This is a genomic window from Promicromonospora iranensis, from assembly GCF_028994805.1.
GTDB classification, from domain to species: Bacteria; Actinomycetota; Actinomycetes; order Actinomycetales; family Cellulomonadaceae; genus Promicromonospora; species Promicromonospora iranensis.
Genome location: NZ_JAJQQP010000017.1, coordinates 113,984 through 131,225, shown reverse-complemented (window position 1 = coordinate 131,225; position 17,242 = coordinate 113,984). Strand labels below are relative to the sequence as shown.

Annotated in this window: 15 protein-coding genes; 8 read left to right on the top strand and 7 right to left on the bottom strand. The window is 67.3% G+C overall.

The genetic code is table 11. The features are described from left to right. Positions 1–21: 21 nt before the first annotated feature. The gene (locus LUM46_RS24555; protein WP_274997710.1) at positions 22–1,053 is read right to left on the bottom strand and encodes a metalloregulator ArsR/SmtB family transcription factor; all 1,032 of its coding nucleotides are present in this window, start codon (positions 1,051–1,053) and stop codon (positions 22–24) included. Positions 1,054–1,261: 208 nt separating this feature from the next. On the opposite strand from LUM46_RS24555, the gene LUM46_RS24550 reads away from it, so the two are divergent. From LUM46_RS24550 to LUM46_RS24530, 5 genes are all read left to right on the top strand, one after another. Continuing rightward, a complete protein-coding gene (locus LUM46_RS24550) occupies positions 1,262–1,582 on the top strand; it encodes a methyltransferase domain-containing protein (protein WP_310242927.1) in 321 nt (106 codons plus the stop codon). Next, positions 1,531–2,274: a class I SAM-dependent methyltransferase gene (locus LUM46_RS24545; protein ID WP_274997708.1), complete on the top strand. Its 744-nt coding sequence runs from the start codon at positions 1,531–1,533 to the stop codon at positions 2,272–2,274. Before LUM46_RS24550 ends, LUM46_RS24545 begins: the two co-directional genes overlap by 52 nt. Positions 2,275–2,442: 168 nt before the next feature. Beyond that, entirely contained in the window at positions 2,443–4,659 is a 2,217-nt protein-coding gene (locus LUM46_RS24540) for an FtsK/SpoIIIE domain-containing protein (protein WP_274997707.1), read from the top strand. Between the two features lie 88 nt (positions 4,660–4,747). Then, positions 4,748–5,275, top strand: a complete 528-nt coding sequence (locus LUM46_RS24535) for a hypothetical protein (protein WP_274997706.1) — start codon at positions 4,748–4,750, stop codon at positions 5,273–5,275. After that, positions 5,178–5,891 (top strand): hypothetical protein, encoded by a 714-nt coding sequence (locus LUM46_RS24530; RefSeq protein WP_274997705.1) that lies wholly within the window; start codon positions 5,178–5,180, stop codon positions 5,889–5,891. Before LUM46_RS24535 ends, LUM46_RS24530 begins: the two co-directional genes overlap by 98 nt. Positions 5,892–6,506: 615 nt before the next feature. Here the strand turns inward: LUM46_RS24530 and LUM46_RS24525 are convergent. From LUM46_RS24525 to LUM46_RS24505, 6 genes are all read right to left on the bottom strand, one after another. Then, positions 6,507–6,656, bottom strand: coding sequence for a hypothetical protein (locus LUM46_RS24525; protein ID WP_274997704.1), 150 nt, complete (start codon positions 6,654–6,656; stop codon positions 6,507–6,509). 249 nt (positions 6,657–6,905) lie between these two features. Next, positions 6,906–9,527: a tetratricopeptide repeat protein gene (locus LUM46_RS24520; protein ID WP_274997703.1), complete on the bottom strand. Its 2,622-nt coding sequence runs from the start codon at positions 9,525–9,527 to the stop codon at positions 6,906–6,908. Positions 9,528–9,707: 180 nt separating this feature from the next. Next, a complete protein-coding gene (locus LUM46_RS26760) occupies positions 9,708–10,004 on the bottom strand; it encodes a DUF6183 family protein (protein ID WP_374726997.1) in 297 nt (98 codons plus the stop codon). Further along, positions 9,988–10,242 (bottom strand): hypothetical protein, encoded by a 255-nt coding sequence (locus tag LUM46_RS24515; RefSeq protein WP_274997702.1) that lies wholly within the window; start codon positions 10,240–10,242, stop codon positions 9,988–9,990. The genes LUM46_RS26760 and LUM46_RS24515 overlap by 17 nt, the downstream gene beginning before the upstream one ends. Positions 10,243–10,419: 177 nt before the next feature. Next, positions 10,420–11,211, bottom strand: coding sequence for a DUF6221 family protein (locus tag LUM46_RS24510; RefSeq protein ID WP_274997701.1), 792 nt, complete (start codon positions 11,209–11,211; stop codon positions 10,420–10,422). A 328-nt stretch (positions 11,212–11,539) separates the two neighbouring features. Then, positions 11,540–12,169 carry a hypothetical protein gene (locus tag LUM46_RS24505; RefSeq protein ID WP_274997700.1) on the bottom strand — a complete coding sequence of 210 codons (630 nt, stop codon included), beginning with the start codon at positions 12,167–12,169 and terminating at the stop codon, positions 11,540–11,542. 1,428 nt (positions 12,170–13,597) lie between these two features. Here LUM46_RS24505 and LUM46_RS24500 point away from each other — a divergent pair. The 3 genes from LUM46_RS24500 (at position 13,598) to LUM46_RS24490 (ending at position 17,226) form a co-directional block, all read left to right on the top strand. Further along, a complete protein-coding gene (locus LUM46_RS24500; RefSeq protein ID WP_274997699.1) occupies positions 13,598–13,921 on the top strand; it encodes a hypothetical protein in 324 nt (107 codons plus the stop codon). 464 nt (positions 13,922–14,385) lie between these two features. Continuing rightward, the gene (locus LUM46_RS24495; RefSeq protein ID WP_274997698.1) at positions 14,386–15,276 is read left to right on the top strand and encodes a hypothetical protein; all 891 of its coding nucleotides are present in this window, start codon (positions 14,386–14,388) and stop codon (positions 15,274–15,276) included. A gap of 696 nt (positions 15,277–15,972) precedes the next feature. Beyond that, positions 15,973–17,226, top strand: coding sequence for a hypothetical protein (locus LUM46_RS24490; RefSeq protein ID WP_274997697.1), 1,254 nt, complete (start codon positions 15,973–15,975; stop codon positions 17,224–17,226). The last annotated feature ends 16 nt before the right edge of the window (positions 17,227–17,242 follow it).

The following is a 17,242-nucleotide window of genomic DNA, read 5'->3' as shown; positions in this document are numbered from 1 at the left end:
AGAAGTTGGTTGTGCGGCGGGTCAGGCGGTCTGAGGCACGAGATCAGTGAGGAGGGCGCGCACCCGCTGGTCCAGGTCGTCACGAATCGCGGCCACACCGGCAGGGGAAGCCAGGGCGGGGTCACCCACCACCCAGTCCTCGTACCGCTTGCCGGGCAGTACCGGGCATGCGTCGCCGCAGCCCATGGTCACCACCACGTCCGCGGCGCGGACCGCGTCGTCGGTCAGGGGCTTGGGGTAGAAGCGGGTCACGTCGTCCACTGCGTCAGCTGCGGCAGAGTCCCCCAGTTCCTCCAGGAGCGCGCGCACTCCTGCGTGCACGTCAGCCGCAGGCGCCGACCCGGCGGAGCGGACCACTACGCGGTCGCCCGCGTAGTGCCGCATCAGCGCAGCGGCAAGCTGTGACCGCCCGGCGTTGGCAACGCACACGAACAGCACCTGCGGCACGTGTTTGGCACCCGCCGCACCGGACTCTTGGGCGTGCGCCTTCTGCGCGTCGATGATCCGCTGCCGCGCGAAGTGCTCCGTCAACGGGATCAGGTGGGAGGCCGTGCCGCCTCGGCGCACGAGCGCGGTGTACGACTCGCGCACTACCCGGACACATTCGTTCGGCGGCGTCCCAGGGAACCGCTCGGCCAGAGACACGGCCATCCGGTCAAGGGCGGGGTCCACGTTCTTCAGCCCGACCAGGTGCGGCGTCTCCAAGACGTCGACGGCTGCCGGCGCGAACCGGTCCAGCAGCGTGTTCACGGCCCCGCGGTAGGCCGGCTTGATGCGGTACCAGACCGAGGTGCCGCGCCGGTCCGCGGTGAGCAGGCCGACGTCGCGCATCACCTTGAGGTGGTGGGACACCGTGGGCTGAGACACCTCCGTCAGAGAGGCGAGCTCGCCGACGGTGATTTCACCGGCGGGGCTGGTGGCGATGGCGGAGAGCATGCGCAGCCGCAACGGTTCAGCCAGGGCCTTGAGCGTGGTGGCTACGGTGGTCGCCGCGTCCACGCTGATCGCGTGGGATTCCACCTCGCGAGCACTCTGCGGGGTAAGAGCAGTCATCGTCGACCTCCTCGCGTATCGATGGGCTTCTATGTTGACACTCATCAATGTTGTGCGCAACTGGCTGGGACGAAGGGGGCCGCGTCCAAAGGGCTTGAGCACCCAGCGATGTGGTGCTGAGGATCGGCGATGGCACCGACTAATGAGGTCGGCGATCAGAGCTCCTAGGCACTAGCCAGAACACAGATGTCGGACCGCGCGCTGGCAGGTGCAGATAAGGCTGGTGGCTCGGATGTTGCATCAGGCTCGCGTCGAGCGCGGCATGCGGATCCTTGAGATCGGCGCCGGCGCCGGGTACAACGCGGCCTTGCTTGCCGAGCTGGTCGGCCCGACCGGGCAGGTCGTGACCGTCGACATCGACCCCGTCGTCGTGGAGTCCGCTCGCGCCGCCCTGGACACCACCGGGTACACGGACCGCGTCACGGTCGTCCAGGCCGACGGCGCCGAGCCGCTGGGCCTGGGGCTCTTCGATCGATCGTGGTCACGGTCGGGGTGTGGGACATCGCCCCGGCCTGGCTCGAACAGCTGACCCCCGGAGGTGTCCTGGTCGTCCCGCTGCGTGCCCGCCATGCTTCGGAGTGCTGGTCGATCGCGTTCCACCACGAGGGCGACCTCCTGATCGGGGAGTCGTCGCTGGTCTGTGGGTTCGTCGACATCCAGGGAACTGCCGGTCTCGATCCCGACACGGCACGGATCACCGGCCCGAACGGGGCAGCGGCAGTCGCCCGCTCGTGGGACCAGGGCACCGACCTGTCCCGCTTGCCCGAGACGTTCCCTGGTGAGCGGGTCCTTGTCCAGTCGGGTGTGGTGATGCCGCCGCCGGGCCTGTTCGTCGGCCTGCGCACCCGCCTGGCCTACGAATTGCCGGGCCTGGTGGACCTGACCTTCGAGGACCACGACCAACTGGAGCAAGACGACTGGCGGTGGATGCGGCTTGGGCACGTCGACGGCGAGTCGTTCGCGGTGCTGTGCTTCGAGCCGGCCGGCGACACCGAGGGTGGGTCCCGGCTCGGCGCGGTCGGGTTCGGCCCACGCGGCGAGCAGGCAGCACTCACACTGGTGGACCACATCGAAGCCTGGGGCCAGGACGGCATGCCTCAGCGTGCCGCTCATGTCTACCGGCCCGTGGGGAGCACCGCCTCGCTGACGGGGCGCATCCTGTCGCTCGAGCACGGCGATCTCGCCGTCACCCAGCACCACGACGGCGCCGAGGACATCTGAGCCGTCCTGCTACGGACGGCGGGCCGCCGTTGTCACATGAGCTGAACGCGGCGAGAGATTGCGCTGTGTTCCGTCGACGGCGGGTAGGCGATATGGGAGTGTTGGGCCGGCGCGGCCCCAGTGGGGTGTTGTGATGCAGGGACGAGGACAGGCGCGGGGGCGGCACTGGTGAGTCAGCAAGTTCCGGGGACGGCGATGGCGGGCGGCAACCCGGGCGGTGGATCGGGCAGGGCGGAGCCGGTGCGGGTGGTCGAGGAACGTATCCGTGGCCTTGCCGGTGCCGCACGGCAGCTCGTTCTGGCCGGCTGCTCCGTCGTGCTCGAGGCCCAGCGAGCCGCGGAGGTTCGCCTGCGTGAGGCGCACCGATCCCGCCACACCGCCAGCGGCGGGAGCGGAGGAGCGAACGACGACTCACCTGGTGCTCGGGCGCACGAACCGGTGGACGCGATGGAGCAGCATCTGATCGACAGCGCCCGGATCCTGGCACCCGGCGCCGCCGGCCTCGCGCCGACCGACCCGGGCTGGGGCCAGCAGGATCTCATTGCGAGAGCAGGCTGGGCCGGACACGTCCGGGTGGGGGAGACGACGACCGGGGTACCCGTGGTGGTCCCGTTGCTGGGAACGGCGGGCTGGTGCGTCGTGCCGGAAGAGGAGGTCTCACCCGCACCGGATGAACCCCGACCGGCCGAGCACGGCGGGCACGACTCCGGAGAAGGGCACCAGTCCGGGACCCCTTACGGGCCGACGGCGTCGTCGAGACGTGCCGGTGCCGAGGCACCGCACCGGGACTCGGTCGCGGGTGCGTACCGGAGGGCGGCGTTGCGGGTTGTGCAGCAAACCGTGCTGCGGACCGTGGCCGCCTCGCCGGCGTTCGGGGTGCGGGTGGACTGCCTGGACCCGGCTGTGTCGGGGATCTTGGGTGTGCTGGGTGGGGTGACGGCGCAGTTCCCGCAGGTTGTGGGCCGTGCAGTGCATGACGACGTCGATGTGCGACGGGTTCTGACCCGGCTGGTGGAGACCTCCGCGGCGCGTGGGCATCGCATGGCTCAGGCCGGTGCTGCGACGTTCCGGGAACTCCAGGCACGCTCGAGGGGCGCGGATCCGCACCACCTGCTGGTGGTGCTGGACTACCCGCGAGGGATAGACCAGGCAGCGCAGACCAACCTGGTCCGGTTGGCTGCGACGGGTGCGCAGCGTGGGATCAGCCTGCTGGTGACCTACGACTGGACCGCTGAGCCAGCACCTGGTGTGGACCCGGACGCCCTGCTCGACCACCTCACCGGGATTGTCGCCGGTACGGACGGCCTCTTCGTCAGCGATGTCTTCGACACCCCCGTAGCCCCTGACGACCCGATCAGCGACCTTCCCGCCGTCGTCCGCCAGATCCTGGCCCGGACGTCGGACGCGAAGCTGCCCACCCTCGCGTTCGACGACACACTCCCATCCCCTGACCAGTGGTGGTCATCGGTCGTCGACGGGCTCGAAACGGTGGTCGGGTTCACCGACCAGGACCCGGTCGTGGTGCGGTTGCGGACCAGCAACCCGCCCCTGCCGCACCTCCTGGTCGCCGGCGCGATCGGGCAGGGCAAGTCCAACTTCCTGCTCACCCTGATCCATGGCCTGGCGGTGCGGTACTCCCCAGCAGACCTGGAGCTGTACCTGCTGGACTTCAAGCACGGCGTCGAGTTCGCCCGCCTGGGCCCCGCCGCCGGGCGTGAGTACTTCCTGCCGCACGTGAAGGTCCTCGGGATCCACGCCGACCGGATGTTCGGCGTCGCGGTGCTGCGGCACCTGAACGAGGAGCTTGCCCGGCGCGCGGCGATGTTCAAGGCCGCTGACGTCGTCGACCTGGCCGACTTTCCCCAGGAGAGTTTCGGTGCAGTGCCGCGTCCCGCGCGGATCGTGGCAGTGCTGGACGAGTTCCAGGTCCTCCTGGACGGCGACGACGACCGGGCCGAGGAAGCCATCAACCTGCTGGAACGACTGGCCCGCCTCGGCCGGGCCTACGGCATCCACCTGGAGTTCTCGACGCAGACCCTGGACGGGACGCCGAAGCTGACGATGAAGCGCGACGCGATCTTCGGGCAGGTCCCCCACGAGGATCGCCCTGAAGACCACTGTCTCGGACTCCCAGGTCGTGCTCGGCAACGGGAACACCGCCGCGGCGGGCCTGCGGTTCCCCGGGCAGGCGATCGTGAACACGAACTACGGGCACCTCGAGGACAACCAACTGGTGCAGATTGCCTACGCCGACCACCAACGCCTGTCCGCCCTGCGACGCCAGCTGTGGGAACGCGCCGGTGGGAGCAGCATGCGACCGCCGCGCGTGTTCCACCTGGCAGACCCCGCACACCTGCCCACCGCCCTGACCGCGTCCCTGCGTGACACCTCCTTCACGAATGCACCCCGTGGGAGCACCCCGAGCGTCAGCCTGCCTGGGCCAGCAGTTGCCTGGGCTGGGCTGCCGGTCGCGGTGACCGAGGACCCCACCGCGATCCCCGTCACGCACGAGCCGGGGGCCGGGGTCATGGTCGTCGGCGACGGGCCCACCGACGCACTCGGGGTCCTGACCGGGCTGGCCTTGTCCGCAATCCTCACCGGCGCAGGCGCCGCAGAACTCGACGCGTCCAGCGGGGCGCGGCCGCGAGTCGTGATTCTGGACGCCACCGCCACAGACAAGTCGACCGCGGCGGGTAAACGTGCCCTGGTGGATGTGGCTTTCGCCGGCGGGTGCGACGTCGAGCACCTGACCACCCCGGCCGCGATCACCGAGCGCCTGTTCGCCCTCGCCGAGCAAGTGCATGCCCGGACAGGGCCCGGTCGCACGATCTTGGTCGGGATCGGGATGCATGCGCTGCCCGGGATGAAGGAGAGCGCCGAGGACCGCATCGAGACCCCGGCCGATGCCCTGGACGATGTCCTGCGCGACGGCCCTGCAGCGGGTGTATCCGGCTGCAAGTGGAGCCACGTCCGAGGGTTACATCCCGGACTTCGGAAGTGATCCGCAGGGGCCCGTCGAACATTTCAACAACTTCGTGTTCAACTGCCTGTTCCCCACGATGTTGGAGAACTGCAAGGTCCATGCAGCTTCGCACCATCTCAGTGAGACGGCGCAGAACGCCAGTACCCCAGAGGAAGTCGAAGTTGGCACGAACGTCGCCGCTCTGATATTCATGGGACCGGAAATCGCAACAGTTGGTGTTGGGGTTCTGCGCGTCCCTCGTACGGCAGGGGGAGTTTCGACGGCTCTCCGTGCCGAGGCGAACGCAGCAGACGAGGTCCCGACGATCTCGATCTACCGCACGCCGAAGGCGCCGAATGCGGCCGATGAACTGGCGGGCGGGCCCAACCCGCTCAACCATCAAGATGGTGACGCCGCAGCTTACTTCGGCGAACGGAGCGTCGCAGGCGACTACGTCGGGAGGCCTGGTTACGCGGACGGCATGGTCCGCTACGATATGCACCCGGGCTTCCTCGATGAGTTCAGTGACGTCGCCTACCGATATGACTGGCAAGGACCCGGGGGCGCCGCTCGGATCGAGTGGGCGATTCCCGTAGACCGACTCGGTAGCTTCAGTGAACACACCTTGAACAGAGGGTGGGTGTCTGGTCGATGAGTGCTCGTCTGCATCAGGAGTACACGGCCACAGTGGATCGCCGAATGCCCTGGGGGGCGATCGTAGTCATCTCCGATGGGACGGACGTACTCATCGACAACACGAAGACCGGATCTGCCGCCCTTGATCCTGGGGCCGAGGTCGTAGTCGTTGTGCTCGACGATGCGCGTTCTCCTGCTCGGGGCAGCCTTCTTGCGGATGACTTCGTGATCGCCCGACGGCTTCGGGGCGCGGCCGGGACGGCGTGATCTGGTCGGTGCATCCCACACACGTACGCAGGAGGTTGAGCACATCCCAGACTGTGTGGTCGTGCGGCCGCTAACCGTCGATCGCGGTGCCTAAGGGATTGCTGCACCGATAAGTGACACCGGACGCCGGGCCGAGCGTCGTCGATGCGATGGCGTACTCCTGCTCTGCACTGGCCGTGGGACGCTCTGGCCTGCGGGTCCGCGTGCGCGACGCTAGAATCGGTGACGATCCAGCAAGGTGTGCTTTCCATTGGGCGCTGAGGCTCGAAAGACCGGAACCGCACTCACCGGCCGCCGTGCCGAGCCGGCCTATCAACGGGCATGCTCCGCTGGACGCGTGCGCCGGAAATGCCAGTTCGACACGTGATCAGGGCTGGTTGGTTTCGAGGAGCGCCTCAGCGAGTTCTCTGGACTTGGCGACGAGCACCGGATCCAGTCTCGGACGGTCCGGCCAATGGCCTGCGGCCCTGAAGAACATCGCGTCGAGTTCAGCGAGCTGCTCTACGGAGACGGTCATAGTGCAACCGTAGGCGGAGCGGTGGGTCGCGCTTGTCGGCAGGTGCTGCGACGGATTTGGATTGGCCACACTCCGCAAGCATGTACCGGGGGCATGTCTGTTTCGTCCTGCCCCTGTACCGCTCCTAGCTCCGACTCGGATGGTGCGGTGCCGCTGCGTTGGATCTACGCGTTCCGGCGTCCTGCTCGTGTGCAACTCCCAAAAGCGTATTCTTGAGCTTTTCGGTGTCCTTGGTCAGTTGGATGCGGTTCATTCCTCGTGCCGGGGTGGTGTGTCTGCTAAGCCAGTGGCGGGAGATTCGAAGAGGGTGCCGCCGAGGAGGGCGGTGGCTTCTCGTCGGTGTGCTTGTGCTTCGCTGGTTTGCTCGTTGGCGTCCAAGACGTCGGCGATGTTCGTCAGGACGTTGGAGAGGGAACGTGCCGCGGGCCGCAGCGCCGCGGGGCTGGCCTCGCTCGTCCGCCAGGCGATCAATCGTTCTCCTTCGTGAGCGAGGGGGAGCGCTGCCGATGGTTGCTGGAGCGAGATCAGCATGGCAGCGTAGCTAGTGAGTGACTCAGCCAGAGCGGTCGCCATCCCGGACCCGGGATGTGTCGCGACCAGTCCACGTTCGATGGTGATGGCCTCCCGGTAGTAGAGGGCGGCCTCGGCTTGGCTGCCGGCAAAGCGCAGTGCCGTTGCGGTCTGGCGCAGGGACAGGGCGAGGCCGGCGGTGTGGCGTTCGGGGTTCGTCTCGGCGAGCTGCCGGCGGATGTCCACCGATTGCTGTCCGGCCGCGGCGCCGTCCTGGGGGCGGGCGTTGAGCACCAGACAGGAGCTGAGCTCGGTCAGGGCGCGGGCGAGGAAGACGAGGTCCCCGTCAGGGTTGTCCCGCGCCAGAACCCTGCGGATCTCGACGGCCTTCCGGATTGGTGGCAGTGCAGCGGCGGGCCGACCGATCAGGTTGAGGGCGATCGCGAGGTTCATCAGGGATCGCGCCAGATGAGGGTTGGTTCGTTCGGGATCGACCTTGGCGAGCTGCTCGTTGATCCTGACGGACTCTTGCAGCGGCGTGATCGCTTCACCGGGCAAGCCGGCTTCGTGGTAGCGCGTGCCGAGGTCACACAGGATGCGGGCGAGGTACGGGAGGTAGGTGTCGCGGTCTGCACGGACCAGTCGCTGTTCGATCTCGACGGCTTCCATGGTCGGGGGCAAGGCGTCGTGCGCACGTCCGAGTTCGGACAGCACGACGCCGAGGTAGCGCAGGGACGCTGCCAGCTCGGATCCGTGTTTGATCGGGTCTGTGCCCGTCAGGGCGCGTCGTTCCTGGATGGCTTCGGTCAAGGGCTCGATCGCCTGGGCGCGTCGCCCGAGGTGGTACAGGCGCGTGCCGATGTCGTGCAGCACCCATGCTCGTCCGGCGGCGTCTGCCGGGTCGATGAGGCCGAGGATCCGGTTGAGCAGGGAGAGGTCCGACTGGGTCAGCACTTCGGACGGGTAGGGGATCACTGCGGAGACCGACCGGAGGAGCTCGAGGCTGTCAGGTAGGGCGGAGACCGTCCGGTCCAAGAGCCGCAGCGCACGGGCGCGGATCTTCTGGTCGGAGAAATGGTCGGCGACGGACCGAGCGAGCACGGCGACAGCGTGCCGGGCGTTGCGGCCGTCGAGATCGTCGAGCAGGGCGGCGGCCAGGCCGGGCGAGGCGCTGAGCTCGTTGACGAGGTGCAGTTCGGCCATCCGGTCCGGTTGCAGGGTCCCGATCCAGTGTTCCGTGTTGCGCGGCGGGTAGAGGTCGCGCAACCAATGCAGGATTTTGGGCGTGGCGGCACTCGGGTCGACCCGGGCCAGGAGCCTGCGCATGTCATGTTCATCGGCGGGCGGTGCGACGTAGAGGGCTGCGACGATCTGGCGCAAGAGCTCGACGGTGAGACCGTCCGGTCCGTGCATGAGGCCGGCGAGGTCGGCCGTGCCGATCCAGTGCCGTTGCTCATGCTCAAGCAGGTCGGCCAAGATGTCGGAGACGTCCACGGCCAGCGGTCCACTCCCGGTGTGGCCGCTTTGTGCGTCCAGGACCGCGACCAGGCTCGCGGCGTGCAGGTCAAGGATGCGGCCCGGTGCGGGTGTGCGGCCGCGCAGCTCGAAGTCAGGGACCGGGAGGTCCAGCTGTCGGGCGAACGCGGCGACGGCGTCGGCGACGATCTGCTCGTCGGTCACCGCGGTATCGACGCGTACCGGGAGGTCGGCGCCGTCGTACGCGCCATGGATCATATCCCGGACCTGCGGTCCGCCGGCCTTCAGCCGTTGCCACCATTCACCAGCGCTGCGCGCGATGAGCAGGACCCGCACGCCGACAGGGTCAGCGGCGACCTGCCGCACAAGGTCGTCGAGCTCGTGGCGAGTGTCGGCGTAATCAACGATCAGCAGAACCGGATCGTCCGTGGCACCGCGGACTCGCCCCAAGATGGACGGCTCCTGTTCCTCGCCGACGGCCACACACTCCCAGCCACCGGAAGTCATCAGTTCTTTGAGCTCGGCAGCAAGCCGACTCTTGCCAACCCCACCAGGCCCGGTGACCAGACGCAACGGTGAGCCTTCTCCTTCGCACCACCTGACCAGCGCATCCAGCTCGTCCGCCCTGCCCCGGAACGGCACGACCTGCCGGTCCGGAGCCAGCAAGCTGGAGGGCCCACCTTCTTGGCGCAGCAGGGCGGAGGACTCGATGACAGCCTGGCGGGCCACACTTCGGGCCTGGCGCGCTTCCCACCAACGACTCACGAACGGTGCGGCGGGGGAGACGCACGCCGTGGCGAAGGCAAGCAGAACCAGCCACGGAGCGCTGTCGTCAACGAACGTGAAGATCCCCGCCGCGACCGCCGCGACGCTACCTGCGATCAACCACCACCCCGGCCGTATCCGCACCCCATCCATGAGACATATCTACGGGAAACGCGCCGGAAGCACAATGAAAGTGGCATGGATTGGCCACGGTTCTACTCTTTAAGTAAATGAATATGCATCTGCTGATCACTGTGCGACCGAGGGCGGCTGAGCCGCCGCAGCTGCTGCTGGGTGGCTTCAGTCAGTGTCGGTCGCTGCGATGACGGCCACGCGTTCCGGCTCGGGGCCGATGCAGGCCAGGGCGACGTCGGATGGTTCCCACACCTCCGAGAACCAGCTACTGGCTGTGTCCAGGGCGAACCATCGGCAGGCGCGGGCCAGGTTGGCGACGTCGTCGGGGGTTGCCGTATTTGGCGCACTGGTCAGCGCGGCGATCGATTGCCAGGCGTGCAGCCTCCCGTAGGCGCCGCCCTGGCGAGGCCCGTAGAAGCTGGAGCCGCTGCCGGCTTCGTAGAGCCTAGTTGTGCCTGTCAGTAACCCGCTCGACGCGGTGGAAGTTTCTGGTCTTTCGGGGGTCGCCGACGTCGCCCTCGGGGTCGGTGTCCAGCGGAATGACCTCGCCGTCGCGCCGTAGTGCCCAGGCCACCAGCGGCGCTCGAAGCTCGGTGTCGTCGTCTTTGTAGACGGCGACCCATCCGTTGGCGGGGATGAGCTGCACGATCTGGGTGTCGCTACTGGTCTCTTCGCTGCGGATGTCCGGTGTCTCGGTCATGGCGGCACGCTATCCGACCGGCATACCTGCGGCCAGGCACCCAACCGGCGCCGAGGCGCCGGCGTCAGGGCTGCCTCTGGGCCGATTGCGCAACTGCGCTCCGAGGCCAAGACCGGCTCTGTACTCCGGATGTGGTGCGTGTGCCGCGCACCTACCTTAGGAAAGCGGGTGTGATGTTTACGTGAGCCAATCCGAGCCGAAATCCGAGCGGTCACTGTGAACCGCGAGGTGGATTCGAACGGCCAACTCCAGCCCAGCCGCCAAGGCGGCCACGAGCGAGGCATCGCCACCCGGGACTCTCGCCGCCTCGTTCGCCACCTCGTCGAACTTCTTGTACTCCTTGAGGATCTGCCGCTGTGCCTCGATCTCTGCAAGCACGCGAGCGGGGCCCCAGTGAGTCATGTAGTTCTTGTCGACCGCCGCGCGTCTCCGCTGGCCTTCTTGAGGGACAGCCTCGGCCGCTTTGGCGAACTCCTCGCCCTCGGTGAGTCGAGCTTCCAGGTAGGTGATGGCCTGCCGGTTGATGCTCATGCTGCCGATCCTCCCACCAGGACCCGAGTCTCGCGCCTGGCGACGAGGGTGAGAGCGTCGGCGAACGAGTACAGTCCGGTGCCGGGCGTCAGCCGGGGGATGCATCGCCAGGGCGTCCCGTCGTCGTGGCGCTCGTGGAGGCGGACGGGCAAGCGCCAGCCGCCGGGTGGCGTTGCGGCTGCGGGCCCAGGTCCGCATAGTCTCGTACTTGACGAGGAGGACGGTGACGATGGTGAGCGCGGTGGCGAGCTCGCTGACGGACATGAGCCGTTCGTCCATCGTCTCGGTGAGGTAGCCCTGCTGCTGCTCCTTGGTGACGAACGCTCCGCAGACGCCGCACGCGGTCGCGGTCTGGTCGTCGCCGAGCCGGATCTCGCCGGGGCAGGACGGAATCGGACAGGGGCCGAGCCAGCGCTCGTGCGCGTCGGGCCGGAGCACCCGCTAGGCACGTGCCCGCAGCGCGCTGGCGCTGGTCCACGATGCCATCGCAAGCCTCCGGGCAGGCGAGCCAGCGACGCGCGGCGGGTTTTCCCGTTCCGGTAGGTGCGCACTTTCCGCGAAGATGCCGACAATCACACGCTCAGGGGCAGCCCTCACACGCTCGCGCCATGACGCGTGAGGAGCTCACGATCCTCGCGGTGCGGCGCCGTACAGGCCCCGATCGACCACCTTGTGTGGCTTGTCGGCAGGCGCGAGAACGGGAGTGGCGATCTCGCTGGCACGGGGAGCCGGCCACGACGAGATCACCACTCCCGGGGTGCTGCTGCTACGCGGCGGTGGCCTGGCTCTGGCCGCTGATGAGCAACTGCGCGAGGTCGGTGCCGGCCTGCGTGATCCAGGCGTCGTAGACGCTCAGGTCACGCCCGCGCGAGCTGTGCGTGGCGCGCTGGTGCACGTCCACGAACGTGATGTCGGCGGTGGGGTGGGCCAGCTGGACGATGCGCATCACGCCGTACACGACGTGCAGGGGCAGGCGGTCCTGGTTGAACCGCACGTACAGCACCTCGAGCTCGCCGCCCGGGTGCCGCTCAGCACACAGCCGGGGAACCTTGACGCTCAGCCCCCCGACCTGCACCGCCCGGGTCCCGAGCCGCTCGCTCTCCAGCCCCTCCCACCACCCGGCGAGCTGGGCCCACCGAGCGGCCGCCACGGCATAGGACGCCTGCCGGTTCACTGCCGCACGGTCGACGATGTCGGCCAGCTCCTGGCCGTCACGGCTGCCCCGCCGGTCGCGGAACAGAGCGTCCTTGACCGGCTTCCAGTGGTCCTTCCAGTGCTCGTAGTCATGCGCGAGCTGGTCACGGATCCCCGCGATGGCGCGGTCCGCTTCCGGTGCGGTCTTCGCCGCGATGTAGTGCGTCAGCTGGGATACGTAGATCTCGGGAACATCGGTCACTAACTTCTTCTCCTTCGGAGAATCGGGTGACCGTGCGTCCACCTCTGCGGTGTTCTTCACAGCATTGGTAAACCACCCCAGTTCCCTGGGCCGGTTCGGACATGCGAGACTGACAGAGTTCCTAGCAGAACTCCTGACGCCTCGACAGCACGGTCTTCGGTTGTTGAGTTGTCGCACTCGGCCCGAGCGCTCCAACGCTCGGGCTTTGTGCTGTCCGCCTGGGCGACGACCGAAGTCACCACCAGCCGGAGCCTTGCGGGTCACAGTAACCGCAACCACCGACACTCGCTCGTCTAGTGGTCTATGTGACCATCGGAGAGAACTGTGCCGGCCCGGGGTGGCCGTGTCGGTGGACAAATTTGTCGTTCTTCATGTGGGACTTCGCCTTTCAGCAATCAAGATAACCCGGACGACCGACACCACCCGGGCCCCGCACCACCTCTGTGGACGGAGTGCTCGGGAAATCGGCCCGCCAGCGCCTATCGGCTCGCCTTCAAGCGTGCTCGAGCCAGGTCGTAGAGACGCCAAAAATCCGCACTATGCCTCACATCCAGCGGTGTCGAGGAGGAGGGCAAACCACCACCCTGTGGACAAGCCTGTGGACAAATCTCTACGTTGCCGAATATCTCAAATAGGAAACGGCGTCATACGGCCATGGGTTTCGCTGTCCATTTGAGGAGCCGGCTTGCATGCGGACAGCGGCTCACGCGGAGAGCGTTCACTTCCTTGTATCCCAGCCAAGGAGGGTGGCGCAAGGGCGGTGGCGAGGAGGCAGTGGGCCCGGGAGTCTGCGGACCGGAACGCCCCCGTGGAACCGAGGCGCGCCAACCAACCCCGTTTCTGTGCAGTACGCCGGCAACCCCCAGATGTTCTCGAAGAGGTAGTCGGCCGCCGGACCGGTGGCGGCTCGCTGGACGTCGGCCCAACCGGTCTCCGAGCTGGTGGACAGCGCCCGCGTGCCGGGTGAGCAAGCTGCCCGAGCGCGTGCGCCGCCGGAGAGGTAATCGGCCGGCAGACCGGTGACTGCTCGCCCCAAGGGTGCAACCGGTGTAGACCTTCAGCTACCCACGCCGTCGTAGCTGCTGATTCGCTGGCACCTGGCACCTGGCACCTGGCCCGTGTTTCGGGCACGGGTCAGGTGCCAGCGATGTTGACGAACAGGGCTCCCACAACGTGCACACCCGAATAAACAAGCGGGTGCGCGCTGTCGAGTGGGCGCGGGGCGGGTCTACCTTGGAATGGCGGGATTCTGGGGCTTCGCACAGCAGTCGGCCGTCGAGCCCCGGACCGCCGGCCGACCGGGTCCGCGGCGGCCGGTGAGCACGTGGCGAGCCGCAGGCGGCAGGATCCGGCGCTGGGCGCGAACCCCCCGAGTGAGGTTGGTGCCGACGCTCGCGGTGTGTCGGAGGCGGCTTTTACGATCCGGTAATGACGCCAAACTACAACCTCCAGATTACCGTCGTGCGAGGTACCGGCCTTCACGAGCAGCGGCTACCCATGCGCGCGATGGACCTCACCAATCGCTACGCGCTCCCCGTCGACGCGGACGTCCAGGAGGGCGACCGTATCGAGCAAGAACTGCCGAACGGTCGGACACAAACGGTCCACGTTACAAAGGTCGACGTCCTGCAGAGCCCATTCCCGGGCGGTGCCAGTCTGGACCACACCGAGGCGCACTACAGCACCGCACCCCCCACGCCGGCGGCCGTCGCCGGGGGAACGACATGGAACGTCACGGCGACCAACATCTAGGGCGTCTCGAACGCGCTTCTCCGAGTAGTCGGGCGCATCGGGGAATCGATTGATGACAACCACGAACGGGAGGCGTGTTCGCAGCTCGACTTGGTCAAGGAGCTCGAAGCTGTCTTCCAAGTGCCGGGTGTCGATCACCATGAGGATGCCGACCGACCTGTCGGAGAGCCGTGGTTCCCAGAAGCGCCGCTGGGCTGGAACCGCGACCAAGTGCACGTCCGTGTTGTCCGCGAGCTCGACGTGGCCGAGGTCTTGCGGCGTTGTACTGGCGTGCACGGACGGGATTTCGGTGCTGGCTCTCGTTGCCGCGTTGTGTGCATCGGCGCGCGATGGTCGGATCTCGTTCAACGAGCCAATGAGTGTCGACTTCCCGACACCTGAAGGGCCCACCACGAGCACGGTGAACGACTGGCCAGCAGCCCGGGTAGAACTGGGCCCCACGACCGCCATGGCTGAGCTGTCGAATGCTCAAGCAATGGCGCGGCATCGCCATGCGACCAGACAAGGTCGCCCGCAACTGCCATGCCGGTCTCTGCCTCGCCTCGACCCTGCACTGGCTGGGCCGCGTGCAATCATTTCTCATGCCGAACTCGCCGGAGAGCCTTCCTGCCGCACCGAACCGTAAACCGGACTTCGACGACGACTTCAGCGCGGGCCTGAACTCGAAACGGTGGATTGCGAGCTATTTGCCGCAGTGGACGACCTCTGAGCGGGCGCGAGCGCACTACGAGGTCGTTGCGGACGGAGTCGAGTTGCGGATCGACTCTGACCAGCCCGATTGGCGCCTCGAAGATGCTCCTTTGCGCGTCTCGAACTTGCAGACCGGTGTCTATTCAGGGCCAGTCGGTTCCGCACTCGGGACGCATCGCCACCGCGTCGATCTCGACGTCCGCACCGAGACACCACAACGGCTCCTGTTCACACCCTCACGCGGACGAGTCGAGATCACCGTTTCCGCGAGCCAAGACGCTAATTGCATGGTCGCGGCATGGCTCATCGGAACGGAGCACAGATCCCCGACAGAGTCCGGCGAGATCTGCATCTTCGAGATCGACTCCGACTCCATCGGGGAAACCACAGTGGTCCGCACCGGCATCAAAGCGCACCACGACCCACACCTCACCACCGACATGAGCGAGGTCGCGATCCCTTTGAACGCATCCTCACCCCACACCTGGACGGTGGTCTGGGGCGAGGATGAAACTGTGATCGGGTGCCAAGGCCGCGCGCTGCGGCGCATCCAACAGGCTCCCGACTATCCGCTGTTCCTCATGATTGACCTCTTCGAGATCGGACCACGCGGCGGCAACTATCCCAAGTCCGCCACGATCCACCACGTTCGCGCATGGCAATGAAACGAACGGAAGCGGTTTAGCAACACGCCCTAGGAGTCGTCCAGGCGGTGGCCCCGGTGCCGCCGTCCGGCAAGTTGCGGATCTGACCCATTCGATCCATGCGGCTGTTGTGGCGGCACACTCGCGCCACTGCCTCACGCCCGGACCGAGCCTCCTGGTTGCGTCGTGAATGCTCGACACTTGGTCCGTAGGCCAGTGACCTTGTGCGGCCGGCAGTCGCACGGAGACCGCTGTACGGATAGGTGACACCGGACGCGTGGGGGCCGAGAGTCGCCGATACGATGGCGTGCTCCTGCCCGGCACTGGCCGTGGCAGGCTCTGGCCTGCGGGTCCGCCTGCGCGACGCTACGATCGGTGGCGATCCAACAGGGTGTGCTTTCCATTGGGTGCTGAGGCGCGCGAAATCGCAATCACACATACGTCGATGCCAAGATGCGAGAACATGACGAGACCCTGCAAGTCCCGTTGATGGGGGACGTGCCCTCGCAGGGTCGACGCGGGGCAGGGAGAGCTGCGGGCTCGGACGCGACATGCTGTGTTTCGCGAGATGCCGAAATTTTCGTGCGGTGCGGGAACGGACGGGCGGGCTGAACCGGTCGTTGCTCGCCTGCTTGACGGCACTCGCTCCGGGCATCGTCTACCTCGTCCAGGACGTACCGCGAAAAGGTGTCGGTGTAGCCCGCTATCGTCGGCGTCATGGACGACACCCCGCGGCCACGGATCTTGTTCGAGTCGGTGTCCGACGAGCTCTTCGAGTCTCTGACCCGCTACGCCCCCACCATCGGCCGCCTGGGGCACGATGTCCCCGCGATCCACCCGACCGACTGGGATCTCATCGTGTCGTGCGACAGCGAGCCTGAAGGCCCGAGCGGGGTCAACGTGCTCTCATTTGGCGGCCAGCGGTTCGAGAATGCGAAGACTGGGACGGGCATCACTGCCATACGCCAACATGAGTCACACGCCCGGGTTGTTCAACGCGACGAGGGTTGCCCCGCTGAGTTTGCGTCGCTCGTCGATCGCACCATCGTGAGCCCTGCCCCCGCGCCACCGCGGGACGTGTTTGGCCGCCAGCCACGCGAGTGGTTCCAGGCGATCGCCACCATCGGTGCGGAGCGGGCTCCGTACGCGGGGATCATGTCGACGTACGGCAGCGCGCTCATCCTCGCTCTCCCTGACTACGTGACCTCCCATGGGGAGTGGCTGTCAGCGTTCATCGACTACCTCCGCGGCCTGCAGCCGACCCGGTTCCCGGCTCCACCGGACTGGCAGCGCCGAGAGGCGTGGGCAACGCCTGACATGCGGGTGTCGCTAGGCGAGCTCGGCGCGATCGCCCTTGAGCGTGTGGCCGCGCTCGAGCGACTGGCTACTCAGGAAGTGGCGGCGAAGACGGCGTTGGACCAGGCCGCTGTGACCGCCGCGGCTGGGCCGCAACGCGTCCTGACGAGCGACGGCGCGGACCTCGTCGCCGCTGTCCTCGCACTGTTGCGCGACCTCGGGTTTACCGTTGAGGACCGGGACGACCACCATGACCAGAAGACCGGTGCCAAGCTCGAGGACCTTCTCGTCACCGATGGTGGCTGGGCGTGTCTCGCGGAGGTCAAGGGCTACACGAAGGGCGCGAAGGTCACCGACGTCTCCCAGATCGCCGGCCGCCCCTCCGTCGCGTACGCCGCCGAGCACAGAAGAGCGCCGGATGTGGTGTGGCACATCGTCAACGGGTGGCGTACCAAGGACCCCTCGACGCGCGAGAAGGCCATTCCTAACGAGCTCGACCTCAAGCCTCTGACCAGCGCAGACGGCTGCCTGATCGACACCCGCGACCTCTTCCGGGCCTGGCGTGACGTCCAGGAGGGGCGCGCGACGGCTGAAGGTGTCCGTGAGGCGATGCGCAAGGCAATCACGAGATGGTCGTGGGCATCTGATCTGACCACCCCTCCGACTCCGTCCTAACTGAACGACCGCAAGG